The sequence below is a fragment of the Actinoplanes sp. NPDC051405 genome (assembly GCF_055586185.1).
The window spans coordinates 183,887-209,153 of record NZ_JBVJIR010000007.1 but is presented as its reverse complement, the minus strand read 5'-3'; the positions used below and the strand labels follow the sequence as shown (position 1 = coordinate 209,153).

The window sequence follows — 25,267 nt, the reverse complement described above, 5'->3', positions numbered from 1 at the left end:
AGGCGGTCTCTTCAGAGGACCTAGGGAACCCCCTGTTCGTCCCCCCTGGCCATCTGGTTCGCCCTCCTTGATCCCCCCCCCCCCCCCCGTCCCCCCCCCCCCCCCCCCCCCCCCCACCCGGGTGCCGGTGACTCAGCAGCCGACGCGGGCGGTTCCCACGGCGACGTCGTCGTACCAGAGGGTGTCGGCGCCCTCGCCGTAGCTCTCCCAGCCCAGGCGCAGGTCGGCCAGAGCCGGTCGCCAGGTGCGGTTCAGCCACTGGCTGTCGATGTCGTGCGTGGGCACGCCGTCCTGCAGCAGCCCGGGCACCGACGTGCCGTTGAGCCAGGTCTGCATGGTGCCGTTGCTCTGGTCCACCTTGAACTCCACGCAGTTCCAGCTGCCCGTCGGCAGCGGCGCGGACAGCGCCACCCCGGCCGGGCTCTGTTCCGGCAGCGTGGCGTCATCGGAGGCCCGGTTCCATTGCAGGGCGCCGTTCTGGCCGCCGAAGCGCAGGTCCCGGTTGCCGTCGTTGGCGTCACGCAACGCCACCGCCGTGGTGTGCGCCGCCGGCAGCGCGGTGGTGTGCCGCACCCAGTAGCGGACGAACAGCGCGGACGCCCCCGCCGGCAGCAGCGAGGTGTTGCGCATGAACACGTGGTTGCAGTAGCCGGCCGTGCCGTCGACGCGCAGCGACGTGCTGCCGCTGTGCGCGACCGCCGTGTCGAACGCCGCCTTGCCGGTGCCCGAGCAGTCCGGATAGGTCACCGCCCAGTCGGCCTGGGTGCCCTCGAAGCCGTCGCAGCGGGCCCCGGAACCGCACCCGGCCTGCGGCGGGGTCGAGGTCGGCGGGGTGCTGGGCGGGATGCTGGGCGGCGTACTGGTCGGCGGGGTGCTGGGCGGGGTGGAGGTCGGCGGGGCCTCGCCGTTGCAGGAGACGCCGTTGAGGGCGAAGGACGCCGGGGCCGGGTTGGTCCCCGAGTAGGTCGCCTGGAAGCCGAAGCTCGCCGACGCCCCGGTGGCCAGCGCGGTGTTGTAGCTCGGCGCCGCCGCGGTCACCGCGCTGCCGGACTGGGTCAGCTGCGCGTTCCAGCCGGAGGTGACCCGCTGGTTGCCGGTGAACGTCCACGTCACGACCCAGCCGCTGATCGGCGCGCCGTTGTTGGTGACCCGGACGTCGGCGGTGAAGCCGGTGCTCCACTGGTTGGCGGTGTAGGTGACGTCGCACGCCGTGGCGGCGGCCGCGGGACTCACCGCGGCCAGCACCGCGCCGATCAGCAGGGCGCCGGCCGCCGCCAGTCTGATCAACATGGCGTGCCGTTCAGGGCGAAGTCCGTCGGGCCGGCCGGCGCGGCACCGGTGAAGGTGGCCTGGAAGCCCGTCGATGTGGTGGCGCCGGTGGCGAGCGAGCCGTTCCAGGCCGCGTTGCGCACCGTGATCGTGCTGCCGGACTGCGACCAGGTGCCGCTCCAGCCGCTGCTCAGCGTGACGTTGGCCGGCACGGTGAAGGTCAGCGTCCACGAGGTCAGCGCGGCGCCGCGGTTGGTGATCCGCACGTCGGCGGTGAAGCCGTTCGACCAGGCGTTCGCCGAGTAGGCCACCGAGCAGGTGCCGGTCGGCGGCGGAGGCGTCGAGGGCGGCGGGGTGGTCGGTGCCGGCGTACTGGGTGCCGGGGTGGTGGGCGTGGGCGAGGTCGTGACCGGCGGCGGGCTCACCGGGCCGGCCGCGATCGCCAGGTCGTAGGCGCGCTGCGGGACGAACTGCCCGGCACCGGCGATGCAGCCGTCGGCCTCACCCGGCAGCTTGATCCACAGGTACGCGTCCAGGATCGGGTCGGACACCGCGTTGGTGCTCGGGATGCCGATCGCCCGCCCGGCCGGGTCGCACCACTCGCTGCCCAGCGGGCCGTTGCCGTTGCGGCTGGTGTCGATCACACCCTTGAGGCGGGAGACGCCGGTGGCGGCGATGACGTTGCGGATGTAGGCGGTCGAGTCCGCCGTGGTGCGGTAGTTCGAGACGTTGACCGAGATGCCGTCGGCGCTGTTGGCGATGTCCGCGCGGACCAGCCGGGCGGCCATCTCGGCCGGGGACAGCCAGGCCGCGTGCCCGGCGTCGAAGTAGACCTTGGCGGCGGACGAGGCGGCCTTGAGCGTCTTGCCCGCGTACGCCATGGAGGCATAGACCTCCTGCTGCTGGGCCGCGGTGAGGCAGCTCGTCATGATCGGGAGCACGTCGGGCTCGAGGATGATCGCCGCCGCCCGTCCCTTGAGCCCGGCGGCCACCTGGTCGATCCACTGCCGGTACACGGTGTGGTTGGCCAGCCCGCCGGAGCTGGCCCCGCTGCAGTCGCGGTTGGGGATGTTGTAGACAACCATGATCGGCGTCTTGCCGGCCGCGGCGGCGGCTCCCACATAGGCGTCCACCTCGGCGGCGACCGTGGCGGTGTTGTTCTGGGTGTACCAGCGGCCCTGCGGGACGTTGGCGATCCGGTCGCGGATCACGGCCGCCCGCGAGTCGCCCGGGTTGGCGGCGACCCAGCGGGCGGCACTGGTCTGCGGGTCGACGTAGAAGGGGGACTCGGCGGCCGAGGCGGCACCGGGCCAGAGCACCGCGGTGCCGGCGACCACGGCCGCGGCGGCCGCGGTGGTGGAGGCGAGGGATCTCAAGCGCATTCGACAACTCCTGGGGATGAGTATGGGAGCGCTCCCATGCATCGACCACGGTAGTTGTAACAAGGTGGAAATCTCAAGGCCGCGCGCGATGATGTCCGGATGACCATGCCTGAGGACGTACTGGCCTACAACCGCAAGCTGATCGACGAGTTCCGGGCCGACGGCGGAAAATCGCTCGGAAACCGGCCCCTGCTGCTGCTCACCACGGTCGGCCTCCGCACCGGCCAGGAGCGGACCAGCCCGATGATGTACGTCCGCAGCGGCGACCGCCTCCTCGTGATCGCCTCGAACAACGGGGCCCGCCAGGACCCCCAGTGGTACCGCAACCTGCAGGCCGACCCGGCGGTGACGGTCGAACTGCCCGGCGAGAGGTTCACGGCTCAGGCCGAGCCGCTGTCCGGTGACGACTACGACCGCGAGTGGGCCGGGATCAAGCAGAAGTTCCCGTTCTTCGCCGAGCACGAGACCCGCGCCGGCCGCCGCATCCCGGTGGTGGCCCTGCTCAGGTCGGCCTGAGCGCGGCTATCCGGTGGGCAGCTGCTCGCCCGGGCGGACGAGGCCGCGCTGGTACGCCAGCACCACCAGCTGCGCCCGGTCGCGCACGTCGAGCTTGGTCATCGCCCGGTTGACGTGCGTCTTCACGGTCAGCGGGGAGACGAACAGCCGCTCGGCGATGTCGTCGTTCGACAGGCCGTGGGCGACCAGCACCAGGATCTCGCGTTCCCGGTCGGTGAGGCCGGTCAGCTCCACCGGGACCTGCCCGGCACCGCCCTCCGGCTGGCTCAGGAACCGGCTGACCAGCCCGCGGGTGGCCCGGGGCGACAGCAGCGCCTCGCCGTCGGCCACCACCCGGATGGCGTGCAGCAGGTCCGCGGGGGCGACGCTCTTGCCCAGGAAGCCGCTCGCGCCGGCCTGCAGGGCGAGCACCACGTTGTCGTCGTTCTCGAAGGTGGTGAGGACCAGCACGCGTACCCCGGCCAGATTGTCGTCGGCGCCGATCCGGCGGGTGGCCTCCAGGCCGTCCATCCGCGGCATCCGGATGTCCATCAGCACCACGTCGGCCCGGGCCGTACGGGCCAGCGCCACCGCCTCGCTGCCGTCGGACGCCTCGCCGACCACCTCGAACTCCGGCTCCGAGTCGATGATCATCCTGAAGCCGGCCCGGATCAGCGTCTGGTCGTCGGCCAGCAGCACGCGGATGGTCACCGCAGGCAGCCCTTCGCCGGGGCGTCCTCGGTCGGCAGCACGGCGTGCACCCGGAAGCGGCCGTCGCCGAGCGGGCCGGCGGTCACGGTGCCGCCCGCCGCGGTGGCCCGCTCGCGCATGCCGAGCAGGCCGTAGCCGGTGCCCTCGGTGTCCCGGTCGGGCCGGATGTCGTTGGTGACCTCGAGGATGACGCCGCTGGGGGCGTACTCGACGAGCAGCACGGCCCGGCCGTCGCCGTACCGGTGGGCGTTGGTCAGGGCCTCCTGCACGATCCGGTACGCCGCCAGGTCGACCATCGCCGGCAACTCGCGGGGCTCGCCGCGCAGCTGGTTCCGTACGGTGAAACCGGCGGCCCGCAGGGCGCCCAGCAGATCGGGCAGCCGGGACAGTCCCGGGGCCGGCTCGGTGTTGGCCTGCTCGTCGGAGTTGCGCAGCACGCCCACCACCGACGAGATCTCCTTGAGCACCAGGTCGGAGGCCTCGCGGATGTGCGCCAGCACCGGACCCACCTGGTCGGGCCGGCGCTCCAGCACGTGGGTGGCCGCGCCCGCCTGCACGCTGATCACCGCGATGTGGTGGGCGACCACGTCGTGCAGCTCCCGGGCGATCCGCAGCCGCTCGTCGATCACCCGGCGCTGCGCCTCCTGCTCGCGGGTCTGCTCGGCGCGGTGCGCCCGGGCCTCGACCTCGGCGACGTAGGCCCGGTGGCTGCGGGCGGCGTCCCCGACCGCGGCGGCCATGAAGATCCAGGCGAAGACGGCCAGCACGTCCGGGCGCCATCCGGCGGAGGTGACGACGGCGGCGCCGTAGACCACCGAGGCCGCTGCGAGCGCGCACGTCCAGCCGTCGCGACGGTTGCGGTGGGCCGCGATGGAATAGGTGATCACGCCGAGCACCACGACCAGGCCGGGATTGCTCACCCCCTGGGTGATGCCGCCGACGGTGGCGCAGGTGGCGATCACCAGGGCGGCCCGGGGACGGCTGCGGCGCTGCAGGACGGCGAGGAACGCCACGACGGCGACCAGCACGTCGCCGATCGTCACGGTCTCGGTGAGGTCGGAGCTCGGCTCCAGCACCGCCGACTTCAGCACGAACCCGGCCAGCACGACGGCGAGCAGGGCGTCGACCAGCAGCGGGTGCCACTGAGCGTCGGACCACCGCTTCATCCGCATCACGCCGGTCTCCTCCATCACGCTGACCGTACGCGGGCGGGCGGGACCGGGTCGTCGTCTCGTCGCAGTAGCCGGGGCCGGCCGGAAATACCACGGCGATGGTATGCGGTGCCTGCACGGGGACGACGCGCCGGAACCGGGATTCATTGATCGTTTCAGGGGTCACCTGACGATGCGATCCCGGGAGTACCGATGGCCACGTACCTCTACCGGCTGGGCCGGTTCAGTTTCCGCCGGCGCAGACTGATCCTCGCGCTCTGGCTCGCCGCGCTGGCGTTACTCGGCGTGGGCGCGGCCACGTTGTCGGGACCCACCTCCGACGAGTTCAAGATCCCGGGCACCGAGGCCCAGGAGGCGATGGACCTGCTCGGCCAGCGCTTCCCCGGTGCCGGAGCGGACGGCGCCCAGGCCCGGGTGGTGTTCGCGGCCCCCGCCGGCGAGAAACTCACCGACCAGCGCAACCGGGCGGCCGTCGCCGAGACCGTCGCCCAGCTCAAAACCGGCGCGCAGGTCGCCGCGGTCTCCGACCCGCTGCAGGGCACCATCAACCAGGCCGGCACGGTCGCGTACGCGCAGGTGACGTACAAGGTCGCCGCCACCGCGCTGACCGAGGCCGACCGCGAGGCGCTCACCGAGGCCACCGAGGCGGGCCGCGACGCCGGCCTGGCCGTGGAGGCCGGTGGTGACGCGGTCCAGGAGCAGGGCGGCCCGGGCAACTCCGAGATCCTCGGCATCCTGGTCGCCGCGGTGGTCCTGGTCATCACCTTCGGCTCGCTGGTCGCCGCCGGGCTGCCACTGCTGACGGCCATCCTCGGCGTGGCCGCCGCCGTGCTCGGCATCCAGATAGTCTCCGGCTTCGTCGACCTGGGCAGTAACACCTCCACGCTGGCCCTGATGCTCGGCATCGCCGTGGCCATCGACTACGCGCTGTTCATCGTCTCCCGCTACCGCCACGAGATCACCATCGGGCGCCGCGCCGAGGAGGCGGTCGCCCGCGCGGTCGGCACCGCCGGTTCCGCGGTCACCTTCGCCGGGCTGACCGTGTTCATCGCCCTGGCCGCACTGACCGTGGTCAACATCCCCGTCCTGACCGAGATGGGACTGGCGGCCGCCTTCGCCGTCGTCGTCGCGGTGCTCATCGCCCTGACCCTGCTGCCCGCCCTGCTCGGCTTCGCCGGCAAGCGCGTCATGGGCCGCCGGGGCCGTGACCCGGAGGCCGTCGCGGGCAAGCCGTCGGCCGGACTGCGCTGGGCCCAGTTCGTCACCCGCCGCCCGGTGGCCGTCCTGGTCGCCGCCGTGCTGGGCCTGCTGGTGCTCGCGATCCCGGCCCTCGACCTGCGCCTGGGCCTGCCGGGCGACAACATGGCCGGCGCCGAGACCACCCAGCGCAAGGCGTACGACATGCTGACCGACGGCTTCGGGCCGGGCTTCAACGGCCCGCTGACCGTGGTGGTCGACGCCGCGTCGAGCCCGGACCCGCAGAACGCCGCCGCCACCGCGGCCGGATCGATCAAGGGCCTGGCCGGGGTCGTCACGGTCAGCCCGCCCACCCTCAACCCGGCCGGAGACACCGCGATCCTGCAGGTCATCCCGGCCACCGCACCGGACAGCACGGAGACCGAGGCGCTGGTCCACGCGATCCGCGACCAGAACGACGGCCTGCACGAGCGCACCGGCGCGGACCTGTCGGTCACCGGCACCACGGCGGTCGACATCGACATGTCCGACAAGATGGGCAGCGCGCTGGTGCCGTACCTGGCGGTGATCGTGGCGCTGGCGTTCCTGCTGCTGACGCTGCTGTTCCGGTCGATCCTGGTACCGATCAAGGCGATCGGCGGCTTCCTGCTCTCGGTGATCGCGACCTTCGGCGCCGTCGTGGCCGTCTTCCAGTGGGGCTGGCTCGACGGGCTGTTCGGCATCGACCAGGCCGGCCCGATCATGCCCATGCTGCCGATCTTCCTGATCGGCATCGTCTTCGGCCTGGCCATGGACTACGAGGTCTTCCTGGTCAGCCGGATGCGCGAGGAGCACGTGCACGGCACGCCGCCCACCGAGGCGGTGGTCAACGGCTTCGCGCACGGAGCCCGGGTGGTGACAGCCGCGGCGATCATCATGGTCAGCGTCTTCTCCGGCTTCATCCTCTCGCCCGAGTCGTTCATCAAGTCCATCGGCTTCGCGCTGGCGGCGGCGATCCTGTTCGACGCCTTCGTGGTCCGGATGACCATCGTGCCGGCGGTGATGACGCTGCTCGGGCGCCGGGCCTGGTGGCTGCCGCGCTGGCTGGACCAGGTGCTGCCGGACATCGACGTGGAGGGCGAGAAGCTGCGTGTCCCGCCGGACGAGCTGAGCGAGCCGGAACACACCGGCTCGGATCTGGTCACCGCCGGCCGATGAGAGTGACCCGGACCGCCCCGGCGGTCCGGGCCCTCACCCCGTGAACAGAGGTGTCCCGCGATGACGCTCGCCCACGACCGTCCGGCCCGAGCACCCGTGGCCGTACCGCGGAACCGGCCGGCGCCGCTGCGCGAGCTGGCGCTGATCGCGGCGCTGTGGGCCGCCTACAGCCTGGGCCGGCTGGTCGCCGACGGCCACGTCGCCACGGCGATGGCCAACGCGAGCAGGGTCTGGGACCTGGAAAGACTGCTGCGCCTGCCCGGGGAGACCGCCCTGCAACACCTGCTGCTGCGCTCCGGCGCGGTGATCGAGGCGGCGAACAGCTATTACGCGTACGTGCACTTCCCGGCCACGATCGCCTTCCTGCTCTGGGTCTACCTGCGCCGGCCCACCCACTACCGGCCGGTGCGCAACACCCTGGCCCTGCTCACCGGCGCGGCGCTGGTGGTGCACCTGATCTTCCCGCTGGCCCCGCCCCGCATGCTGGCGCGCACGGGACTCATCGACACCGGGCAGCTGTACGGGCCCAGCGTCTACGGCTCCCTCGGCGCCGACAGCGTCACCAACCAGTACGCGGCCATGCCGTCCCTGCACGTGGGCTGGTCCCTGCTGGTGGCGTTCACGCTGATGACACTGACGCGCGGCCGGTGGCGTCGGCTGTGGCTGCTCCACCCGCTGCTCACGCTGCTGGTGGTGGTCGGCACCGCCAACCACTACTGGATCGACGCCGCGGTAGCTGCCGCCCTGCTGGCCGTCGCGATGCGGCTGACCGGGCTCGGCCTTTCCCCTCTGGTGCCTTCACCACTCGTTCCCGCGCCGCGTCGCAGCCCCTCCGCCCGCAAGCCGGCACCGCACGGCCTCCCAAGGCGCAGTCCGACCCGGCCTCGCACCACCCGGCCAGGGCCGGCCCGGCGCGGCCCCGCACCCCGCGGCCCGGTACCGCACGGCCGCACGCCGCGCCCCTGAGACCTCTACACCGCTCCGGCGTGCCGGATGACGACTCCGAGCTTCTGCCCGAGGACGGCTACCCCGACGGCGACAGCCACCGCCAGGACAGCGGCTGACGGTAGCCCCTTGGCGGCGACCAGAACACCGGCAAGAACCGTGGCCAGCGCGGTACCCATGAACAACGCCCGGCCGGCCATGGTGATCGCGACCACGAATCTCATGCCTGCCCCCGACGCCTGATCGGTCACGACCGACCGGTACGCCACAGCAGCGCCGATGACGTAGAGCAACAGCGAACCGCTCAGCCCCAGGACGGCCACGAAGACAGGTACGGCGATCAGCGTGCCGCTCACTGCCGGCTTGGCGGTCCAGGCAGATGCGACCGAGGCGCAGACCATGAGCACCGAGGTCAGTGCCGTGACCAGCAGACACGTTCGCCTGCCGGCCGCACGGGACGCGGTTCGTCGAGCCTCGGCCAGAGCGGTCCACCGTTGGGATTCACCCTTGATGGCGGCTAACCCTATCGTGGGGTGCCAACTCGCCCGGAGGATCGAGCCGCCCTCGACCGATGAGGTTTTGTCGCGGATGCCGTCTCAACCTGGGTACGAGCGAATCAGCGCACCGGGAGGACGGCATGAGCGACTTCGAACCGCAGAGCGCGAACGGCAAGGTGCTGTGGCACTTCACCATGTCACTGGACGGGTTCGTGACCGGTCCGGACCACGACATGGACTGGATGAGCACCGGCATCTCCGAGCGGCCCGGTTTCATCGACCAGTACGTCGAGACGACGGGCGCCGTCCTCGGCGGCCGGCAGGGCTGGGACCGGTTCCCCGACGCCGCAAACATCTACGGCGGCGCCTGGACCGGGCCGGTCTTTGTGCTGACCCACCACCCCGAGGACGCCAAGCCCGCCGAGCGGGTCACGTTCCTCGACTGCGACCTGGCCGAGGCGGTGCGGATCGCGCTGGCCGCAGCCGGCGGCAAGAACGTGGAGGTGCTGTCGGCGGACATCGGCCGCCAGCTTCTCTTGCGTGGACTGATCGACGAGATCGACCTGCACATCGCGCCGGTGCTGCTGGGTGACGGCATCCGGCTCTACGACCACGCCGGTGGCAGCCCGGTGTACCTGCATCGCGTCGGCGCCGACGACCCGACGGCCGAGGTGGACCTGCGGTACCGGCCGGCGGCCACGTAGGACCCCCGCGGGCGTTTCAGGGCCCGGTGGTCAGGCGTCGGATCTCCTCGACGACCCGTGGCCACAGGGCCGCGGGCAGATCGTGGCCCATACCGGGATACATCAGCAGGCGGGCTCCGGGAATGGCCGCCGCGGTGGCGCGGCCGGCCGCCGGGCGCATCATGACGTCGTCCTCGCCATGGACGACCAGCGCCGGGACCCGCAGACCGGCCAGGGCCGGACGCCGATCTCTCGAGGCGGCGACCGCGGCGCGCTGGCGACGGCCGCCGTCGGGGTCGCTGGGCCGGCGTTCGTACGACCGCCGGCCGATGTCCGCGATCAGGTCCTCGTCGAGCGGGAAGCCGGGCGAGCCCATCAGCCGGTAGATCGCGACTTCGCGGCGTGCCGCCTGATCGGCGTCGGTGACCGGCGCCGACAGGATGTCCTTCATCGCCCGCAGGCTTCTGAGCGGCGGCCGGGCGCCGATCCGGATCGACGGAGTGGAGGAGACGGAGGTGAGCGTCCGGGTTCGTGCCGGGTGGGTGATCGCCATGGTCTGGGCGATCATGCCGCCCATGGAGGACCCGACGACGTGGGCCGACGGCCAGCCCAGGTCATCCAGGACGGCGACGGCGTCGGCCGCCATGTCCGTCAACTGGTACGGCGCGGCCGACGGGCGCAGCGCCGCCCGGAGCGGCCCGGGCGCGGCGACCCCGTCCAGATGGGTCGACAGGCCGGCGTCGCGGTGGTCGAAGCGAGTGACCTGGAAACCGGCTTCGACGAACGCGTGGCACAACCCCTCGGGGAACATCAGCATCTGCGCCTCGGTGGCCGCGACGAGCAGCAGAGGCATGCCGCCGGGTGGGCCGAAGGTCTCGTACGCGACGCTGATGTCGCCGTTCCTGGCCCGGCCTTCGTGGTCGGGGTGCTCCCGTGGTGACATCTCGATCACGGAGCCACGTTAATCCGGGCCCGCTGAGCCTCAGCTGAGACTCAGCGTCGCACTCCTACGATCACCGCCGACGATCGGACCGATGCGGAAGGAGGCCGGACAGCCTTGTCGACGACGACCTACCTCGTCCGGCGGATGACGGCCGGAGAATGGCGGGAGCTCCGGACGATCAGGCTCGAGGCGGTCCGTGACACCCCCACGGCCTTCAGCTCCTCGTACGCCGAACTGGCCGCCCTGACCGACGACTTCTGGCGGGAACGAGCGGCTGCCGAGGCGACCTCCGACCAGGGCGCGACCTTCATCGCCGTCGACCGGAACGACGACTGGGTGGGATCGGCAAGTGTCGAGCCCCTGGTGGAGGTGCCCGACCACGCGCACGTCCATGCCGTCTACGTCCGCGCGGGCCACCGCGGTCCGACCGGCCTCGGCGCCCGGCTCGTCGAGGCGGCGGTCCGTTTCGCGGAGCACATAGACGTGTCGCACCTGACGCTCGGTGTCCACGAGAGCAACGCCCGAGCGCTGGCGTTCTACCGGCGGATCGGATTCCGGATGACGGACAAGGTGATCCCGTACCGGCCGAACCCGGTCGAGCGGTGCTACATCCTGGAATACCGCGACTTCAGGAAGCCATCCTGAGCGGCGGCCCGGCAGTCTCGTCGCGAGACCCGCGTCAGACTCCCCGGGCCAGCCGGGCGCCCAGGCCGAGCAGCGCCGCACCGCTCAGCCCGTCGAGCGTCCGGCGCACCCCGGACCGGTCGAACACCCGCCGGAACACCGCCACCAGGTTCGCCACGGTGCAGAACCACACCAGCGTGACCGCAACGGCGAGCAGCGAGAGGGTGAGCGTGTCGAGGGTGCCGGGATGCGCGGGCAGGAACTGAGGCAGCAGCGCCAGAAAGAACACCGCCGCCTTCGGGTTCAGGGCGTTGCAGAGCAGCCCGTCCCGGAACGCCCCGCCGGTCGACCCCGGCGCGGCGTCCGGACCGGCCGCGGCGGGACGGATCGCTGCCAGCAGAGCCTTGATGCCCAGGTACGCGAGGTACGCCGCGCCCGCGTACCGGATCGTCGTGAGCACCACCGGGACCGTCGCGACCAGCGCGGCCACCCCCGCGGCCGCCGCCACCGCCCACAGGAAGACGCCGGTGGCCACGCCCGTGGCCGCGGCCATGCCTTCCGCCCGTCCGCGCAGGGCTGAGCGGCGCACGACCACCGCGAAGTCCGGGCCCGGCGACATCGCGCCCAGGCCCACCACGCCGCAGAACGCCATCAGCTGAGCAGCCGTCGTCATGCGGCCCACGGTACGACCGCCCGGGTGACGTGCGCCGCCCGGCGGCCCCGCTGTGCGTGGTGGCCCGGCCCGACCAGGCATCATGGCCGCGTGGAAACGGTGCGGGAGACGGTCGCGGCGATCGTCGGCGGGCGGACGGGGTACGAGGACGGCCTCGACGCGCTCACCGTCGCGCCGGCCGGCGAGGTGGATCCGGTGCTGGCCACGGTACTGTTCGATGCCACCGCGCGGCTCTGGCGTCGTGGCTGGCAGCCGGCCGAGCTGCACCGCCTGGTCACCCGGCGCGGCACCGGGGTGCAGCCGCTGCTGATCGTCGACTCCGTCGCCGCGTACCTGCGGGGTTTCCGGCCCAGGACGGTCGACGAGCGCTGGCGGGACCAGGCCGCCGAGCTCGACGCCCGCCCGTGGTGGGGTGACGACGCCGACTACGTGCGGCAGGTCACCACCCACCGCCGCGTCGATCGGGTCACCTTGATCGACGCCGTGCTGAGTCTGGTGACCCTGCTCAACGGCCTGCCGTCGATCGAGGTGCTCGTGCCGCCGCCCGGGCAGGCGGCGCCGGTGCGGCGGGCGCCCGGCAACGACGCCAAGCTGGAACGGGTACGGGCGTTGCTGGCCAAGGCCGAGGCGACGACCTTCCCGGCCGAGGCGGAGGCGTACAGCGCCAAGGCCCAGGAGCTGATCTCGCGGCACAGCATCGACGAGGCGCTGCTGGCCGCCGGGGGTGAGAGCGCCGTGGTCCCGTACGCCCGGCGGATCGGGGTGGACCATCCGTACGAGAGTGAGAAGGCGTCGCTGCTGAACTCCGTGGCCCGGGCCAACCGCTGCCACGTGGTCTGGTCCCCCGAGTTCGGCTTCGCCACCGTCTTCGGCTTCGACGCCGACATCGACGCGGTGGATCTGCTGCACACCTCGCTGCTGGTGCAGGCGCACCGGGCGATGGCGCGCACCGAGCCGCGCGGCAAGGCGGGCCGGTCGCGGCTCAAGAACTTCCGGCAGTCGTTCCTGGTCGGCTACGCGGTGCGGATCGGGGAACGGCTCGCCGAGGCCAGCCGGGCCGCGCTGGACCAGGCCGCCGATCCCGCGGCACTGCTGCCCGTGCTGGCCTCGCGGGACGTGCAGGTGCGCGAGGCCCGGGACCGTTCGTTCCCGAGCACCACGCGCGGGCGCGGCTTCCGGGTGGCCAGCCTGGAGGGCTGGGAGTCGGGCCGCGAGGCCGCCGACGAGGCGAAACTGCACTGAGAAACCGCACTGAGGGCCCCACCGTCTCCGGCCGGGCCCTCAGCGGGACCGATCAGTGTGCGTGCAGCAGCTCGTGGTTCTGCTGGATCTTCGCCCACGACTTCGGGGCCTTCGGCGCCGCCTTACGGGCCAGCGCGGAGACCCCCTCGATCGCCGGCTTGGACGGCGTGTACAGCCAGGCCTGGAACAGCTCGTCGAGCTGCTGGCCGGAAATCTTCTCGGCGAGCGCGATGAACTCGGCGGTGTTCGCGTCACCGTCCTTGTGCTCGGCCACCCAGGTACGCAGCAGCTCGAAGAAGTCCTCGTCACCGATGGCCAGGCGCAGCTGGTGCAGCGTCATGGCGCCCCGGTCGTACACCGCGCCGCTGAAGATATCGGCCGCGCCCGGGTCGCCGGGTGCGATCGTCCAGAAGTCGGCGGGCTGGGTGGCGTACAGGTAATCGAAGATCTCCTGGGCCGTGCCCTCGCCCTGCTCCTCGGACCACAGCCACTCGGCGTAGCTGGCGAAGCCCTCGTTGAGCCAGATCTCCTTCCACCGCTCGACCGACACGCTGTCGCCGAACCACTGGTGGGCGTTCTCGTGCACGACCACCGACATGTTGGCGCCGCTGCGGAAGAAGCCGGACGAGTACACCGACCGGGTCTGGGTCTCCAGGGCGAAGCCGAGTGCGCCCGGCGGCCCCACGACGCCGCCCTGCGCCTCGAACGGGTACGGCCCGAAGACGCCGCTCCCCCACTCGACGACCTCGGCGGTGCGCTCGACACTGGCCTTGGCCGCGTCCTCGAAGTCCTGCGGCAGCAGCTCCGAGTAGGCGTTGATCACCTGCTGGCCGTCGGCCGTGGTGTCCCGGGTGATCTCGTACTGCCCGATGGCCAGGAACGCCAGGTAGGTGGCCTGCGGGTGCAGCGAGCGCCAGCTCCACCGTTTCCAGCCGAGGATGTCCTGGGTGGGGTTGCGCGGCATGACGCCGTTGCTGAGCACCTCGACGCCGTCGGGCACGGCCACGGAGACGTCGAAGGTGGCCTTGTCGCTCGGGTGGTCGTTGCTCGGGAACCACCACCAGGCGATCTCGGGCTGGCCGACCGCCAGGGCGCCGTCGGCGGTGCGCGTCCAGGCGGTGTAGCCGGCCGCGACCTTGTTGGAGGGAACGCCGGAATACTGCACCACGACGGTCATCGTCTGGCCCTGGCTGACCGCCCGCGGCGGCGTGACGACCAGCTCGTGGTCGCCCTCACGGGTGAAGGTGGCGGCCCGGTTGTTGACCTTCACGGAGGCCACGTCGAGCACGAAGTCGAGGTGGAAGGAGCTGAGATCCTGCGTCGCCGCGGCCAGGATCGTGGTGGTGCCGGTGAGGCGGTCCTCGCCGGGGTAGTAGCGCAGCCGGACGTCGTAGTGCGAGACGTCGTACCCGCTGTTGCCGTAGTCCGGGAAGTATTCGTCGCCCAGCCCGGCGCCGCCGGGAGTGGGTGCGGCCTGGGCCGGGAGCGCGGTCCCGGCCAGGGTCAGTGCGGTGGCGAGCGTTGCCACCAGCAGTCGTCGCACGGTCGAACTTCCTTCCGTCGCGGACCGGGTCACGGTCCGGCGTGGAGTGGTCAGCCCGAACCTATCGAAGTATCTCGACGCCTGCCGCCCCCGGGGCGGACCACGCTAGAGTTGTCCTCATCTATGGAAGACATCCGCATGCTTGTCATGACGAAGCCGTTCCGGGCTCTCCCGGCCGGCCGGCTCGCCGCGACCCTGGCCGCGCTCGGAGCGGACGGGGCCGAGCTGGTCGTGCGTGACGGTCAGACCGTGACACCGGACGAGCCCACCCGGCTCAGGGACGTCGCCACGGAGCTCACCCGCCACGGCCTGCAGCTCGGCGTGGTGACCACCGATCTGGTCCGGGCCGACGACACCGCCGACGCGATCGTCGGTGTGTGCGCCGAGCTGGGCGTGCCGCTGGTCCGCCTCGGCTGGTGGCGCTACGACGCCGCCCTCGGCTATCGGCGCATCCTCGACATCGCGCGACGTGACCTGGCCGCCCTGGCCGGGCTGGGCCGCCGGCACGGCGTACGGCTGGCCCTGCAGCTGCACCACGGCACGATCCACCCGTCGGCGGCGCACGCCCTGCGCCTCACGGAGGAATTGCCCGTCTACCTCGACCCGGGCAACCAGGCGATGGAAGGCAGTGAACAACTGCCGATGAGCCTGGACCTGCTCGGTGACCGGATCGCCTGCGTGGGCGTCAAGAACGCGGCCTGGCGCGGCACCGGTCTCGCCTGGCAACCGCTGGCCGACAGCGGCGGGGTCGTCAACTGGCCCGCGACGCTGGGCACGCTGCGCGAGCGCGGTTATGCCGGCCCGTTGTCCCTGCACGCCCACTACCCGATGACCGACCCGGTGGCCGCCGTCGGCCGGGATCTGGCCCACCTGCGGACATTGAGCGCCTGAACGAACCGATGCCCGGCCCCGCCGCCGCTTCTCGCGGGGCACGACCGGGCATCGCCGAGACACGGATCAGCGCGCGAGCGCGAGCCCCTGCTTGTCCGTGAACTTCCCGACCGCGATCATGATGAAGTCGATCAGCGCCCAGAGGCCGAACCCGCCGAAGGTGATCAGCATGAGAACGCCCGTGCCGATCTTGCCGACGTAGAAGCGGTGGATGCCGAGCACGCCCACGAAGAAGCTGAGCACCAGCGCGACGATCCAGGACTTCGAGCCCGTGCCGATGGGGGTCTGGGTAGCAGTCATTCTCTCTATGTCTCCCTGTCAGAGATACGTCAAAGCCGGTGCACGGTAGCGGGACAGGGCCGCCGCAGGCAAGATCCGACTGGTACGCCCGCATCGAGGTGGTCCGTGAAGCCACGATCCATGCCCTTCGAAACTGACCGTGGACGGCCAAGATGGAGCCGGCGAGCGAAGCATCAGCCGCGGAGCGCGCTACGCGGCGGCTGCCGCAATCCGGAGCGCTTTCTGGCGGTCCTGGCCCGCCAGACCGAGGTGGTACAAGCTGATCCGGGCCGCGCCGGCCGCCCGTAGCCTGGCCAGGTGCCCGGGTACGGCGTCCGCCTCGGCCGGTGGCAGCACCGTCACATAGGCGTCGACCGGCAGTCCCGTCGCGGCAGCCCGGCGCACCACTTCGGCGGAGCCTTCAGTGGTCGGCCACGCCGGCACCAGCAGCGCGTCGACGTCAGCCGCGGCGGTCGGCGTGAGACCCGGCGACGGCCCGGTCGCCCAGGGATCAGGGTTGGCGTGCAACGTGACCGGCACCCCGGGAGCCTGTTCACGGACAGCGGCCAGCACCCCCGCCCGCAAGGCATCAGTGTTCGCGTGCCGATTCGCCAACACCGCCGCCAGCACGTCATCAGACAGAGAGCCCGCGCGCAGCCCGGCCACGACCTCATCGGGAACGAGACCCGCCGCCTGCCAACCGGAACGGCACGAAGCACAGCAGCAGACGGACAGCAGCCGAACCTCCGCCGCGGTCCAGGCACCGTCGGTCTTCTCGTGATGTCCAAGGTGGACCAGGCCCAGCTGCCCGCACGCCTCCAACGAGACCCCGTCCACCGTCACGTCACGGACGGCTTCACCGGCCAAGGTCGCCGCGTACGCGCGGACTTCCGGATGGGCCGGGCACAACGCGTACGGGTAGCGCTCGCCGAAGCAGTTCACCACCACGGTCTCCGGGTGCTCGAGACCCAGCCGGGTGTTGTGGGTCAGCACGATCCAGGCGTTGACCGCCAGCCCCGCCGCCCGGAGCGTGCTGGCCGCCGTACCGAAAGGGTCTTGCTCGGTCATCCAGTTTGGGCCCGCGGCCCGCAGCAGCCGGCCCTCCCAGGCCGCGGGCCGGACCGGCCGGTAGAGCGCGGCGTAACGCGCGTCGACGACCCGCCGCGCCGGATGCAGCGGGGTCGCCGCCCGGACCGAGTGGTACGTCGCCGCCAGCGTCACCGCGTCCACGGCCTCGGCCGCCCGTCCGGCGAAGGCCGGATCACCCAGCACATCCCACGGGTACGCGTGCCCGCTCACCATCGTGGCCTCCGCTTGGTGTAGCCCGGCTCGAACAGCCGCATGTACGCAGTGTCGTCACGTTCCCGGATCCCGCAGTTCAGGTAGTTCTCGTGCAGCCGGGCCAGCGCATCCGGGTCCAGGCCGACGCCGAGCCCCGGCGCGTCCGGGACGGTGACCGACCCGTCGGTGAAGCGCAGCGGCTCGGCCACCACGTCGACGCCGAGCTGCCACGGCGTGTGCGTGTCCACCGCGTACGTCAGGTTCGGTGTGGCCGCCGCCAGGTGGGTCATCGCGGCCAGGCTGATCCCGAGGTGGCTGTTCGAGTGCATGGACAGCCCGAGCCCCCAGGTGCGGCAGATGGTCGCCAGGTGCGCCGACGCGGTGAGCCCGCCCCAGTAGTGGTGGTCGGCGAGCACGATGCCCACCGAGCCCCGGGCCACCGATTCCGGCAGGTCGGCGAAGCGCACCACGCACATGTTGGTGGCCAGCGGCATCGGGGCCAGCGCGGCGACCTCGGCCATGCCGGCCAGCCCGGCGGTCGGATCCTCCAGATACTCCAGCAGGCCGGCCGTCTCCTCGGCGACCTTGACCGAGGTGTCGACGGTCCACGCGCAGTTCGGGTCCAGGCGCAGCGGCATGTCCGGGAACGCCACGCGCAGCGCGCGGATCGCGTCGATCTCCTGCTCCGGCGGGAAGACGCCGCCCTTGAGCTTGATCGAGCGGAAGCCGTACCGGTCGATCATGCGCCGGGCCTGGGCGACGATGCCGGCCGGGTCGAGCGCCTCGCCGTATTCGTCGGGCTCGGCCCCGGGGTGCCCGGCCCACTTGTAGAACAGGTACGCCGAGAACGGGACCGTCTCGCGGACCTTGCCGCCGAGGAGCGCGTACACGGGCCGGCCGGTCACCTGTCCCTGGAGGTCGAGCAGGGCCACCTCGAACGGCGAGACGACCCGGGCCAGGGTCTTCTCGGAGCTGGAGCCGCCGGTCAGCCCGTGCCGGTCCGGGGCGTCCACCACCCCGACGGCGTCGGCGATCCGGGACCGCAGCCCGGCCAGGTCGAAGACGTCCAGCCCGGCGAGCGCCCCGGCTGCTTGCTCCAGCAACGCGAGGTGCGGGGCGTCGCCGTAGGTCTCGCCGAGCCCGACCAGTTCGTCACCACAGTGGACCTGGACGATCGCGCGCAGCGCCCAGGGCTGGTGCACCCCGGCGGAGTTGAGCAACGGCGGATCCGGAAAGGCAATCGGCGTGATCGTCACAGCGACGACCGGCAGCGAGGTGGTCATCCTTTTATGGCTCCTGAGGTCAGGCCGCGCATGAACTGTCGTTGCATGGCCAGGAAGGCCAGCACCGAGGGCAGCAGCGCGAGCAGCGCGGCCGCGAGCAGCACCCCGAGACCCACCTGATCGTCGCTGCGCAGGGTGCGCAGCGCCAGCGGCAGGGTGAACTTCGCGGCGTCGTCGGCGACCAGCAGCGGCAGCATGTACTGGTCCCAGATCATTGTGAAGCCGAAGATGCCGATGACGCCTAGCGCCGGCCGGCACAGCGGCAGCACCACCGACCAGAAGATCCGCAGGTCGCCGGCGCCGTCCAGGCGGGCCGCCTCCTCCAGCTCGGCCGGGATCTCCTTCATGAACTCGGTCATCACCAGGATGGAGAAGGCCCAGGCCCCGACCGGGATGATCATGCCGGCCAGGGTGCCGATGAGGTTGACGTGCAGCACCGGCACGTCGGCCAGCACCAGCGACAGCGGGATGGCCAGGATCTCCTCGGGCAGCATCAGGGTGGACAGGATCAGCAGCAGGACCAGCTGCATGCCGGGGAAACGCTTGCGGGCCAAGGCGTACGCGGCGGAGACGCTCACCAGGATCTGCAGCAGCAGACCGCCACCGACCACGATGAACGAGTTCGCCAGGTAGGTCAGCACGTCGCGGTCCACGGCCGCGGCGAAGTTGTCCAGGGTGAGCCCGCGCGGGATCAGCGTGAGCCGGGTCGGGTCGGTGACCGGGGTGAAGGCGCTGACCAGCAAGGCGATCAGCGGCCCGGCGAAGACCGCGACCAGCACCAGGTAGAGCAGCACCCGGGCGGCGAACGCGACCGGCCCCGGCGCAGCGCCCCAGCCGAGCGCGGTGTCCAGCCGGGCACCCACGTTGCGGCGGCCCATCACGCGGCCTCCCGCCGGCGCGAGGCCCGCACAGCGACGGTCAGCACCACGGTGGCCAGCAGCAACAGCACCGAGCCGGCCGAGGCGATGCCCAGCTCGTTGCGTTCCAGCCCGAGTTTGTAGACCAGGGTCATGACCACCTCGGTGGAACCGTTCGGCCCGCCGTTGGTCAGCAGGAAGATCTCGGTGAAGACCCGCAGGCCGCGGATCGCGGCCAGGGTCAGCAGGATGGTCAGCACCGGGCGCAGCGCGGGCACGGTGACATGCCACAGCCGCCGCAGCGGGCCGGCGCCGTCGGCGGCGGCCGCCTCGTAGAGGGCGCGGTCGACGCCGGCCAGGCCGGCCAGGAAGATCATCATGTCGTACGGTGCCCCGCGCCAGATGCCGACGCCCATGACCGACCACAGGGCCGAGTCGGCCGAGTTGAGGAACTGGGAGGGCCCGGCGCCGACCCAGCCGAGGATGGTGTTGATCGCGCCGTCGCCGACCGGGTAGTAGAGGATGCGCCACAGCTCGGCGACCACGGCCATCGCGGCGACCGTGGGCAGGAAGACGGCCGTGCGGACGAACCACAGGCCCCGCGACGAGCCTTCGAGCAGCAGCGCGAGGACGAAGCCGAGCACGATCGAACCGAGGGTCTGCCCGAGGGCCAGCACCACGGTGTGACCGATGGCCGAGGTGAACGACGGGTCGGTGAGCACGTCGCGGTAGTTGGCCAGGCCGACGAAGCGGTCGCCGAGGTACGGCCGTACCTCGTGGAAGCTCATCTCGACGGCCCGGACCATCGGCACGAACTTGAAGACCGCGAAGAGCAGCAGGGCCGGGGCCAGGAACAGCCAGGCCGGCAGATGCCGCCGCAACGCGAGGCGCAGGCGGCTCCGCCGGGCCGGCGCGGCGGGCGCGGGCGGCGCGTCCGTCCGGGTCGGCACGGCGGGAGCCATGGTCATCCCTTGACCCCCTGCCTGGTCAGTTCCGCGTCGAAGGTCTGGGCCAGCTTGTCGAGCTCGGCCTTGGTGTCGGAGCCGCAGTCGGCCACGATCGTGTTGATCGCCTCGGCGGCGGCCTGCCGGAACGGCGTCCAGTCCGGCACCGCCGGCACGTAGCGGCCGGACGTCTTGAAGACCTGCTCGAAGGTGGCCCAGCGGGTGTCCTGGCGGACCGTTGACAGCTGCACCCCGGTGTTGACCGGCAGCCGGACGATGCCGCCGTCGGAGTCGCCGGCCATGCCGATGGTCTGGCCCCGCACCGAGACCGCGAACTCGGCGAACTTCTGCTGCCCGGTCTCGTTGGCCGAGCCGGCCATCAGGTAGACGTTCTCCCCCTCGGCCAGCGACTGGGCCTTACCACCGGGACCGGCCGGGAGCGCGACGATCTCGTACTTGTCCTTGCCGAGGTTCTTGTCGAAGCGGGCCATGTTGTACGGCCCGGTGAAGTAGATGCCGCCCTTGCCGGTCTCGAACAGCGGGTGCGCCTGGGTGGTCTCGAGGGTGACCGCGCCCGGCACGACGTCCTTGTCGGTGCAGAACTGCTTCTTGAAGCCGTCGACCACGGCGACCGACTGTGGGGTGTTCACGGCCGTCGTGAACTACCGGTGTCGCCGCTGAGGAAGTCGCCGCCGCCCGACCACAGGAAGCTGGTCAGGTACCAGGCGGTGTAGCCGCGCTTGGTCGAGCCGGGTACCACGTAGCCGTACGTGTCGGCCTTGCCGTTGCCGTCCGGGTCCTCGGCGGTGAACGCCTTGGCCAGCGCGTCCAGCTCGGCCCAGGACTTCGGTTGCGCGGCGCCGACCTTCTCGCGCCAGTCCTTGCGGATGAACAGCGCGAAGGACTGGGCCGAGAACGGGACCCCGTACGTCTTGCCGTCGGCGCCGGTGGCGGCGTCCCACGACGTCGGGCTGAGGTCGGCGCCGCCGGCCAGCGCGGCCTTGTCGACCTCGCGGACCAGGCCCTGCTTGACCAGCGTGCCGAGCTGAGCGGTGTCGTTGATGACGATGTCGGGCAGGTCCTTCTGGGCGGCGGCCTGCTGCAGCTTGGTCTCGAAGTCCTCGAACAGCGCGGTGACGGTGGCCGGGGTGCCGGTGGCGGCGGTGAATCCGGCGGCGATCGCCTTGGCGGTCTTCTCGGAGTTGGAGCCGGGGGGTTTGCGGATCCAGATGTCCAGCGCGGCGTCGGCGTCCCGTTCGGGGGCGCCGCCGTCGCCACAGGCGGTGAGTCCGGTGGCGATCGCCTTGGCGGTCTTCTCGGAGTTGGAGCCGGGGGGTTTGCGGATCCAGATGTCCAGCGCGGCGTCGGCGTCCCGTTCGGGGGCGCCGCCGTCGCCACAGGCGGTGAGTCCGGTCGCGACCAGCATCGTGGCCATGACCGTCGCCAGCAGTCTCCTGGTAGACATGGGGATGCCTCCTGTCTACATATGTGGAAGCGTTTCGAGCTTGTGGAAGGCAAGTACGCACAAGCTAGCTTTCGGTACTATGACCGTCAACAGTCCGGAAACAATCGACCGCGATGGTGGCTGACATGGCTCTAGCTCGATCCCGCCCGGTCGCCCACCCATCCACCGGGGCCAATGACTCGTCGCCGGTTAAGTCCGCGGAGCGCACCGTCAAGATCCTGGAGACGCTCGCCGCCTCCCCGACGAAGCTGACGCTCTCGGAGCTCCAGGAGCGGATGGGCTACCCCCGGTCCAGCCTGCACGCGCTGGTGCGCACGCTGCGCGAGCTGAAGTGGGTGGAGGCCGACGAGAGCGGCTCCGCCTTCGGCGTCGGCCCGCACGCCCTGCTCTCCGGGACGGCCTATCTGGACCGCGATCCGGCCCTGCGGTACGCGTACGAGACGCTGGAGGATCTGCGCACCGAGGTGGGCCACACCATCCACTACGCCCGCCGCGACGACACCCACGTGCTCTACCTGGCCAGTCGCGAATCGCGCGAGGCCGAGCGGGTCATCTCCCGGGTCGGGCGCCGGCTGCCGGCCCACGTCACCGGGCTGGGCCAGGCGCTGCTCGCCGACCTGACCGAGGCCGAAGTGGACGCCCTGCTGCCGGACACGCTGGAGGCGTTCACCCCGCGCACGATCACCGGGCGGGCCGCGCTGCACGCCGAGCTGGACGCGGTCCGCCGGCGCGGCTGGGCGTTCGAGGTCGAGCAGGGCACGCCCGGGGTGGCGTGCGTCGCCGTCGCGGTCGGCTACCGCATCCCGGCCACCGATGCCATCTCCTGCTCGATGCCGGCCGACCTGGCCAAGGGCGCCCACCTGGACAAGGTGGTGGCGGCCGTGACCGCGCACACGAACGCCCTCGCCGCGACACTGCGCCGCGAGGGCATCCGCTGACGGCTCACATCGGCTCACCCAGCGGCAGGTCGCACCACCAGGAGCCGACCCGGTTCAGCAGCGGGTCGTGCGCGAAGTCGGGCTCACCGAACTCGGCGATGCGCCGCTCGGCACAGACCTCGGCGTCGTCCTTGGGGAAGTAGCCGATCGCCTCGCCCTCGGCCAGCGACCACCAGCGGCGGGTGTTGCGGCTGACGCCCCAGATGATCCGGTAGCCCGGGCTCTCGGCCGCCACGCAGGCCTCGACCAGCCGGGCGCCGTCGTCGGGCGAGAGCCACAGGGCCAGGCCGCGCAGCTGCGGCGGGGTCGGGAACCACAGTCCGATGCGGACACAGATCACCTCGAGGTCGAACCGGTCCACGTAGAGGCGGCCGAGGGACTCCACGGCTGCCTTGCTCCAGCCGTACAGGGTGTCGGGGCGGGGCGGGAGGTCGGCCGGCAGCCCGTCGGGGTAGCGGTCGTCGTCGCGGGGGTGGAAACCGGCGGCATGGCTGGACGAGGCCAGCACGACGCGCCGGACCCCGCTGCGCCGGGCCGCTTCGAGCAGGCAGTACGTCCCGTACGCGTTGCGCCGCAGCACGTCCTCGGCGCCGGCCTCCTTGCTCTGCCCGCCGAGGTGCACGATGGCGTCCACGCCCTCGCACGCCGCCACCAGGGCCTCCTGGTCGTCCACCGACGCGATGACAACCTCCTCGGCGCCGCCACCCTCGACCGGCGCCGGTTCCACGATGTCGAGCAGTCGCAGGGTGCGGCCCGCGGCGGCGAGGCGGGGCCGCAGCAGCCCCGCGACCTTTCCCGCGCCGCCGGTGATGAGGAGTCGCTGAGCCATCGGGGAACCTCCACGTTCATGACCGTCGTCGATGCGACGGAACCCTAACACCCGGTTCCCATACATATCGCTTGCTTGACCGGCCGACAGGGCTCCTCTAGTTTGAGTCGCATTCATCACTGCGACAAGCATCCATATATGTGGACGGGGGTACGTGCATGCCAGACGCCATCGGCTTCATCGGCCTGGGGATCATGGGCTCGCCCATGGCCGCCAATCTCGTCAAGGCGGGCCACGACGTCGCGGGCCACTCCCGCGGCCGGGCCGGCCTCGACCGGCTCGCCGCCGCGGGCGGCCGTCCGGTCCGGGACGTCGCCGAGGCCGTGGCCGGCGCGGACGTGGTCATCACGATGCTGCCCGACTCCCCCGACGTCGAGCAGGTCGTCCTCGGCTCCCGCGGCGTCCTGGCCCACGCGCGGCCGGGCACGCTGCTCATCGACATGTCCACCGTCCGGCCGCAGACCGCCCGCACGGTCGCGGCCGCCGCAGCGGACCGGGGCGTCCGGGCCCTGGATGCTCCGGTCTCCGGCGGTGAGCAGGGGGCCGTCGAGGGCACACTGTCCATCATGGTCGGCGGGACCGAGGCCGACGCCGAGGCGGCCCGGCCCGTGCTCGAAGCGCTCGGCACCACGATCGTGCACGTCGGACCGGCCGGCGCCGGGCAGACGGTGAAGGCCGCCAACCAGCTCGTCGTCGCCGGCACCATCCAGCTCGTGGCCGAGGCGATCGTGCTGCTGGAGGCCAGCGGCGTCGACGCCGGGGCCGGCCTGCGGGTGCTGGCCGGCGGCCTGGCCGGCAGCACGGTGCTGGACCGCAAGGCGGCCGGCATGCTCGCGCGCAGCTTCGCCCCCGGCTTCCGGGTCGACCTGCACCACAAGGATCTGGGCATCATGCTGGAGGCGGCCCGCGAGGCCGGCGCCGTCGTCCCGGTGGGCGCCCTGCTGGCCCAGCTCATGGCCGCGTTGCGGGCCCAGGGTGACGGCGCGCTGGACCACACCGCGCTGCTGCGGCTGGCCGAGCGGATGGCGGGCCGGGCCGATGGCTGACCTGCGGGACCGGCTGCGGGCCGGCGAGCTGCTCTACGGCACGTTCCTCGGGCTCGGCTCGGCGCTGGCCGCGGAAGCCTGCGCGGTGGCCGGATTCGACTGGCTGCTGGCCGACCTCGAGCACGGCGGCGGGGACGAGCCGGCCCTGCTGCACCAGCAGATCGCCGCCGAGGCGCACGGGCTGGCCATGGTCGCGAGGGTCGAGTCGGCCGAGCGGATCCGCACCGGCCGGGTCCTCGACGTCGGCGTCACCGGGGTGATGTTCCCCCGGCTGGAGACCCCCGAGGAGGTCACCGCGGCGGTCCGGCACCTGCGTTACCCGCCGGCCGGCGACCGCGGCGTGGCCACCTACAACCGGGTGTACGACTTCGGCCTGCGCCCCGAAGGCCTGGAGACCGCCAACGACGGCGTGCTCGGCATCGTGCAGGTGGAGAGCCGGCGGGCGCTGGCGTCGATCGCCGAGATCGCCGCCATCCCCGGCGTCGACGTGCTCTTCGTCGGGCCGCGCGACCTCTCGCACGACCTCGGCGTGCCCGGGGCCTTCACCCACCCCGACTTCCGGGCCGCCCTGGACGAGGTGCTGGTCGCGGCCAAGAACGCCGGCATCACCGCCGGCATCCTGGCCGGTCACGCCCGGCAGGCCCAGGAGTACGCGGACCTGGGCTTCCGCTTCGTCGGCGTGGGCTCGGACGCGTCCCTGCTGGCCCGCGCCGCCCACGACACCGTCCGCTACCTGCGCGACAACGACTGACACACGACCTCCGGTGGGGGGGGGGGGGGGGGGGGGGGGGGGGGGGGGGGGGGGGGGGGGGGGGGAGGGGGGGGGGGGGGGGGGGAGGGGGGGGGGGGGGGGGGGGGGGGGGGGGGGGGGGGGGGAGGAC

26 protein-coding genes are annotated in these 25,267 nt (G+C 72.1%); 10 read left to right on the top strand and 16 right to left on the bottom strand.

What is annotated here, in order from left to right; genetic code table 11:
* Positions 1 to 132 precede the first annotated feature (132 nt).
* On the bottom strand, positions 133 to 1,290 hold the full coding sequence (locus ACZ6S4_RS17540) for a cellulose-binding domain-containing protein (RefSeq protein WP_465475927.1): 1,158 nt from the start codon (positions 1,288 to 1,290) through the stop codon (positions 133 to 135).
* Positions 1,284 to 2,651: a glycoside hydrolase family 6 protein gene (locus ACZ6S4_RS17535; RefSeq protein ID WP_465475926.1), complete on the bottom strand. Its 1,368-nt coding sequence runs from the start codon at positions 2,649 to 2,651 to the stop codon at positions 1,284 to 1,286. The genes ACZ6S4_RS17540 and ACZ6S4_RS17535 overlap by 7 nt, the downstream gene beginning before the upstream one ends.
* Before the next feature lie 99 nt (positions 2,652 to 2,750).
* Here ACZ6S4_RS17535 and ACZ6S4_RS17530 point away from each other — a divergent pair, with 99 nt between their 5' ends.
* The gene (locus ACZ6S4_RS17530) at positions 2,751 to 3,167 is read left to right on the top strand and encodes a nitroreductase/quinone reductase family protein (RefSeq protein WP_465475925.1); all 417 of its coding nucleotides are present in this window, start codon (positions 2,751 to 2,753) and stop codon (positions 3,165 to 3,167) included.
* A 6-nt stretch (positions 3,168 to 3,173) separates the two neighbouring features.
* Here the strand turns inward: ACZ6S4_RS17530 and ACZ6S4_RS17525 are convergent, their stop codons facing one another.
* Entirely contained in the window at positions 3,174 to 3,857 is a 684-nt protein-coding gene (locus ACZ6S4_RS17525; protein ID WP_465475924.1) for a response regulator, read from the bottom strand.
* Positions 3,854 to 5,047: a sensor histidine kinase gene (locus ACZ6S4_RS17520; RefSeq protein WP_465475923.1), complete on the bottom strand. Its 1,194-nt coding sequence runs from the start codon at positions 5,045 to 5,047 to the stop codon at positions 3,854 to 3,856. The genes ACZ6S4_RS17525 and ACZ6S4_RS17520 overlap by 4 nt, the downstream gene beginning before the upstream one ends.
* A gap of 174 nt (positions 5,048 to 5,221) precedes the next feature.
* Here ACZ6S4_RS17520 and ACZ6S4_RS17515 point away from each other — a divergent pair, with 174 nt between their 5' ends.
* Together ACZ6S4_RS17515 and ACZ6S4_RS17510 are read left to right on the top strand one after the other, a co-directional pair.
* Positions 5,222 to 7,423 carry an MMPL family transporter gene (locus ACZ6S4_RS17515; protein WP_465475922.1) on the top strand — a complete coding sequence of 734 codons (2,202 nt, stop codon included), beginning with the start codon at positions 5,222 to 5,224 and terminating at the stop codon, positions 7,421 to 7,423.
* Positions 7,424 to 7,483: 60 nt separating this feature from the next.
* Positions 7,484 to 8,389 (top strand): phosphatase PAP2 family protein, encoded by a 906-nt coding sequence (locus tag ACZ6S4_RS17510; RefSeq protein WP_465475921.1) that lies wholly within the window; start codon positions 7,484 to 7,486, stop codon positions 8,387 to 8,389.
* Between the two features lie 5 nt (positions 8,390 to 8,394).
* Here the strand turns inward: ACZ6S4_RS17510 and ACZ6S4_RS17505 are convergent, their stop codons facing one another.
* Positions 8,395 to 8,775, bottom strand: coding sequence for a hypothetical protein (locus ACZ6S4_RS17505; RefSeq protein ID WP_465475920.1), 381 nt, complete (start codon positions 8,773 to 8,775; stop codon positions 8,395 to 8,397).
* A gap of 230 nt (positions 8,776 to 9,005) precedes the next feature.
* Here ACZ6S4_RS17505 and ACZ6S4_RS17500 point away from each other — a divergent pair, with 230 nt between their 5' ends.
* A complete protein-coding gene (locus ACZ6S4_RS17500) occupies positions 9,006 to 9,569 on the top strand; it encodes a dihydrofolate reductase family protein (protein WP_465475919.1) in 564 nt (187 codons plus the stop codon).
* Between the two features lie 16 nt (positions 9,570 to 9,585).
* On the opposite strand, the gene ACZ6S4_RS17495 is transcribed toward ACZ6S4_RS17500, so the two are convergent.
* On the bottom strand, positions 9,586 to 10,491 hold the full coding sequence (locus ACZ6S4_RS17495) for an alpha/beta fold hydrolase (RefSeq protein WP_465476094.1): 906 nt from the start codon (positions 10,489 to 10,491) through the stop codon (positions 9,586 to 9,588).
* Positions 10,492 to 10,605: 114 nt separating this feature from the next.
* Here ACZ6S4_RS17495 and ACZ6S4_RS17490 point away from each other — a divergent pair, with 114 nt between their 5' ends.
* Entirely contained in the window at positions 10,606 to 11,136 is a 531-nt protein-coding gene (locus ACZ6S4_RS17490) for a GNAT family N-acetyltransferase (protein WP_465475918.1), read from the top strand.
* A 34-nt stretch (positions 11,137 to 11,170) separates the two neighbouring features.
* Here ACZ6S4_RS17490 and ACZ6S4_RS17485 read toward each other — a convergent pair whose 3' ends face one another.
* Positions 11,171 to 11,788 carry a LysE family translocator gene (locus ACZ6S4_RS17485; RefSeq protein ID WP_465475917.1) on the bottom strand — a complete coding sequence of 206 codons (618 nt, stop codon included), beginning with the start codon at positions 11,786 to 11,788 and terminating at the stop codon, positions 11,171 to 11,173.
* Between the two features lie 90 nt (positions 11,789 to 11,878).
* On the opposite strand from ACZ6S4_RS17485, the gene ACZ6S4_RS17480 reads away from it, so the two are divergent.
* Entirely contained in the window at positions 11,879 to 13,030 is a 1,152-nt protein-coding gene (locus tag ACZ6S4_RS17480) for a DUF2786 domain-containing protein (protein WP_465475916.1), read from the top strand.
* Positions 13,031 to 13,082: 52 nt separating this feature from the next.
* On the opposite strand, the gene ACZ6S4_RS17475 is transcribed toward ACZ6S4_RS17480, so the two are convergent.
* Complete coding sequence (locus tag ACZ6S4_RS17475) at positions 13,083 to 14,573, bottom strand: M1 family metallopeptidase (RefSeq protein WP_465475915.1); 1,491 nt, start codon at positions 14,571 to 14,573, stop codon at positions 13,083 to 13,085.
* Between the two features lie 147 nt (positions 14,574 to 14,720).
* Here ACZ6S4_RS17475 and ACZ6S4_RS17470 point away from each other — a divergent pair, with 147 nt between their 5' ends.
* The gene (locus ACZ6S4_RS17470) at positions 14,721 to 15,464 is read left to right on the top strand and encodes a sugar phosphate isomerase/epimerase family protein (RefSeq protein ID WP_465475914.1); all 744 of its coding nucleotides are present in this window, start codon (positions 14,721 to 14,723) and stop codon (positions 15,462 to 15,464) included.
* Between the two features lie 66 nt (positions 15,465 to 15,530).
* On the opposite strand, the gene ACZ6S4_RS17465 is transcribed toward ACZ6S4_RS17470, so the two are convergent.
* From ACZ6S4_RS17465 to ACZ6S4_RS17435, 7 genes are all read right to left on the bottom strand, one after another.
* Positions 15,531 to 15,764 carry a TM2 domain-containing protein gene (locus ACZ6S4_RS17465; RefSeq protein WP_465475913.1) on the bottom strand — a complete coding sequence of 78 codons (234 nt, stop codon included), beginning with the start codon at positions 15,762 to 15,764 and terminating at the stop codon, positions 15,531 to 15,533.
* A 189-nt stretch (positions 15,765 to 15,953) separates the two neighbouring features.
* The gene (locus ACZ6S4_RS17460) at positions 15,954 to 17,045 is read right to left on the bottom strand and encodes a hypothetical protein (RefSeq protein ID WP_465475912.1); all 1,092 of its coding nucleotides are present in this window, start codon (positions 17,043 to 17,045) and stop codon (positions 15,954 to 15,956) included.
* Positions 17,039 to 18,307, bottom strand: a complete 1,269-nt coding sequence (locus tag ACZ6S4_RS17455) for a glucarate dehydratase family protein (protein WP_465475911.1) — start codon at positions 18,305 to 18,307, stop codon at positions 17,039 to 17,041. The genes ACZ6S4_RS17460 and ACZ6S4_RS17455 overlap by 7 nt, the downstream gene beginning before the upstream one ends.
* Positions 18,304 to 19,185: a carbohydrate ABC transporter permease gene (locus tag ACZ6S4_RS17450; RefSeq protein ID WP_465476093.1), complete on the bottom strand. Its 882-nt coding sequence runs from the start codon at positions 19,183 to 19,185 to the stop codon at positions 18,304 to 18,306. Before ACZ6S4_RS17450 ends, ACZ6S4_RS17455 begins: the two co-directional genes overlap by 4 nt.
* Positions 19,185 to 20,132, bottom strand: coding sequence for a carbohydrate ABC transporter permease (locus ACZ6S4_RS17445; RefSeq protein ID WP_465475910.1), 948 nt, complete (start codon positions 20,130 to 20,132; stop codon positions 19,185 to 19,187). Before ACZ6S4_RS17445 ends, ACZ6S4_RS17450 begins: the two co-directional genes overlap by 1 nt.
* Positions 20,129 to 20,758, bottom strand: a complete 630-nt coding sequence (locus ACZ6S4_RS17440) for an extracellular solute-binding protein (RefSeq protein WP_465475909.1) — start codon at positions 20,756 to 20,758, stop codon at positions 20,129 to 20,131. Before ACZ6S4_RS17440 ends, ACZ6S4_RS17445 begins: the two co-directional genes overlap by 4 nt.
* Complete coding sequence (locus ACZ6S4_RS17435) at positions 20,755 to 21,573, bottom strand: sugar ABC transporter substrate-binding protein (RefSeq protein ID WP_465475908.1); 819 nt, start codon at positions 21,571 to 21,573, stop codon at positions 20,755 to 20,757. The genes ACZ6S4_RS17440 and ACZ6S4_RS17435 overlap by 4 nt, the downstream gene beginning before the upstream one ends.
* A 125-nt stretch (positions 21,574 to 21,698) precedes the next feature.
* On the opposite strand from ACZ6S4_RS17435, the gene ACZ6S4_RS17430 reads away from it, so the two are divergent.
* Positions 21,699 to 22,511, top strand: coding sequence for an IclR family transcriptional regulator (locus ACZ6S4_RS17430; RefSeq protein WP_465475907.1), 813 nt, complete (start codon positions 21,699 to 21,701; stop codon positions 22,509 to 22,511).
* A gap of 4 nt (positions 22,512 to 22,515) precedes the next feature.
* Here ACZ6S4_RS17430 and ACZ6S4_RS17425 read toward each other — a convergent pair whose 3' ends face one another.
* A complete protein-coding gene (locus tag ACZ6S4_RS17425) occupies positions 22,516 to 23,340 on the bottom strand; it encodes an NAD-dependent epimerase/dehydratase family protein (RefSeq protein ID WP_465475906.1) in 825 nt (274 codons plus the stop codon).
* Between the two features lie 158 nt (positions 23,341 to 23,498).
* Here ACZ6S4_RS17425 and ACZ6S4_RS17420 point away from each other — a divergent pair, with 158 nt between their 5' ends.
* Positions 23,499 to 24,386, top strand: a complete 888-nt coding sequence (locus tag ACZ6S4_RS17420) for a 2-hydroxy-3-oxopropionate reductase (RefSeq protein ID WP_465475905.1) — start codon at positions 23,499 to 23,501, stop codon at positions 24,384 to 24,386.
* Entirely contained in the window at positions 24,379 to 25,137 is a 759-nt protein-coding gene (locus ACZ6S4_RS17415; protein ID WP_433718490.1) for an HpcH/HpaI aldolase family protein, read from the top strand. The genes ACZ6S4_RS17420 and ACZ6S4_RS17415 overlap by 8 nt, the downstream gene beginning before the upstream one ends.
* Positions 25,138 to 25,267: the final 130 nt, after the last annotated feature.

What these genes read in the sequence shown, in the direction of transcription:
- ACZ6S4_RS17470 (WP_465475914.1), top strand. Translation starts at nt 14,721, where the DNA reads ATGACGAAGCCGTTCCGGGCTCTCCCGGCCGGCCGGCTCGCCGCGACC.
- ACZ6S4_RS17450 (WP_465476093.1), bottom strand. Translation starts at nt 19,185, where the DNA reads ATGGGCCGCCGCAACGTGGGTGCCCGGCTGGACACCGCGCTCGGCTGG.
- ACZ6S4_RS17495 (WP_465476094.1), bottom strand. Translation starts at nt 10,491, where the DNA reads ATGTCACCACGGGAGCACCCCGACCACGAAGGCCGGGCCAGGAACGGC.
- ACZ6S4_RS17430 (WP_465475907.1), top strand. Translation starts at nt 21,699, where the DNA reads ATGGCTCTAGCTCGATCCCGCCCGGTCGCCCACCCATCCACCGGGGCC.
- ACZ6S4_RS17530 (WP_465475925.1), top strand. Translation starts at nt 2,751, where the DNA reads ATGACCATGCCTGAGGACGTACTGGCCTACAACCGCAAGCTGATCGAC.
- ACZ6S4_RS17500 (WP_465475919.1), top strand. Translation starts at nt 9,006, where the DNA reads ATGAGCGACTTCGAACCGCAGAGCGCGAACGGCAAGGTGCTGTGGCAC.
- ACZ6S4_RS17435 (WP_465475908.1), bottom strand. Translation starts at nt 21,573, where the DNA reads ATGTCTACCAGGAGACTGCTGGCGACGGTCATGGCCACGATGCTGGTC.
- ACZ6S4_RS17460 (WP_465475912.1), bottom strand. Translation starts at nt 17,045, where the DNA reads ATGGTGAGCGGGCACGCGTACCCGTGGGATGTGCTGGGTGATCCGGCC.
- ACZ6S4_RS17510 (WP_465475921.1), top strand. Translation starts at nt 7,484, where the DNA reads ATGACGCTCGCCCACGACCGTCCGGCCCGAGCACCCGTGGCCGTACCG.
- ACZ6S4_RS17535 (WP_465475926.1), bottom strand. Translation starts at nt 2,651, where the DNA reads ATGCGCTTGAGATCCCTCGCCTCCACCACCGCGGCCGCCGCGGCCGTG.
- ACZ6S4_RS17425 (WP_465475906.1), bottom strand. Translation starts at nt 23,340, where the DNA reads ATGGCTCAGCGACTCCTCATCACCGGCGGCGCGGGAAAGGTCGCGGGG.
- ACZ6S4_RS17455 (WP_465475911.1), bottom strand. Translation starts at nt 18,307, where the DNA reads ATGACCACCTCGCTGCCGGTCGTCGCTGTGACGATCACGCCGATTGCC.
- ACZ6S4_RS17465 (WP_465475913.1), bottom strand. Translation starts at nt 15,764, where the DNA reads ATGACTGCTACCCAGACCCCCATCGGCACGGGCTCGAAGTCCTGGATC.
- ACZ6S4_RS17420 (WP_465475905.1), top strand. Translation starts at nt 23,499, where the DNA reads ATGCCAGACGCCATCGGCTTCATCGGCCTGGGGATCATGGGCTCGCCC.
- ACZ6S4_RS17485 (WP_465475917.1), bottom strand. Translation starts at nt 11,788, where the DNA reads ATGACGACGGCTGCTCAGCTGATGGCGTTCTGCGGCGTGGTGGGCCTG.
- ACZ6S4_RS17520 (WP_465475923.1), bottom strand. Translation starts at nt 5,047, where the DNA reads ATGGAGGAGACCGGCGTGATGCGGATGAAGCGGTGGTCCGACGCTCAG.
- ACZ6S4_RS17540 (WP_465475927.1), bottom strand. Translation starts at nt 1,290, where the DNA reads ATGTTGATCAGACTGGCGGCGGCCGGCGCCCTGCTGATCGGCGCGGTG.
- ACZ6S4_RS17445 (WP_465475910.1), bottom strand. Translation starts at nt 20,132, where the DNA reads ATGACCATGGCTCCCGCCGTGCCGACCCGGACGGACGCGCCGCCCGCG.
- ACZ6S4_RS17415 (WP_433718490.1), top strand. Translation starts at nt 24,379, where the DNA reads ATGGCTGACCTGCGGGACCGGCTGCGGGCCGGCGAGCTGCTCTACGGC.
- ACZ6S4_RS17515 (WP_465475922.1), top strand. Translation starts at nt 5,222, where the DNA reads ATGGCCACGTACCTCTACCGGCTGGGCCGGTTCAGTTTCCGCCGGCGC.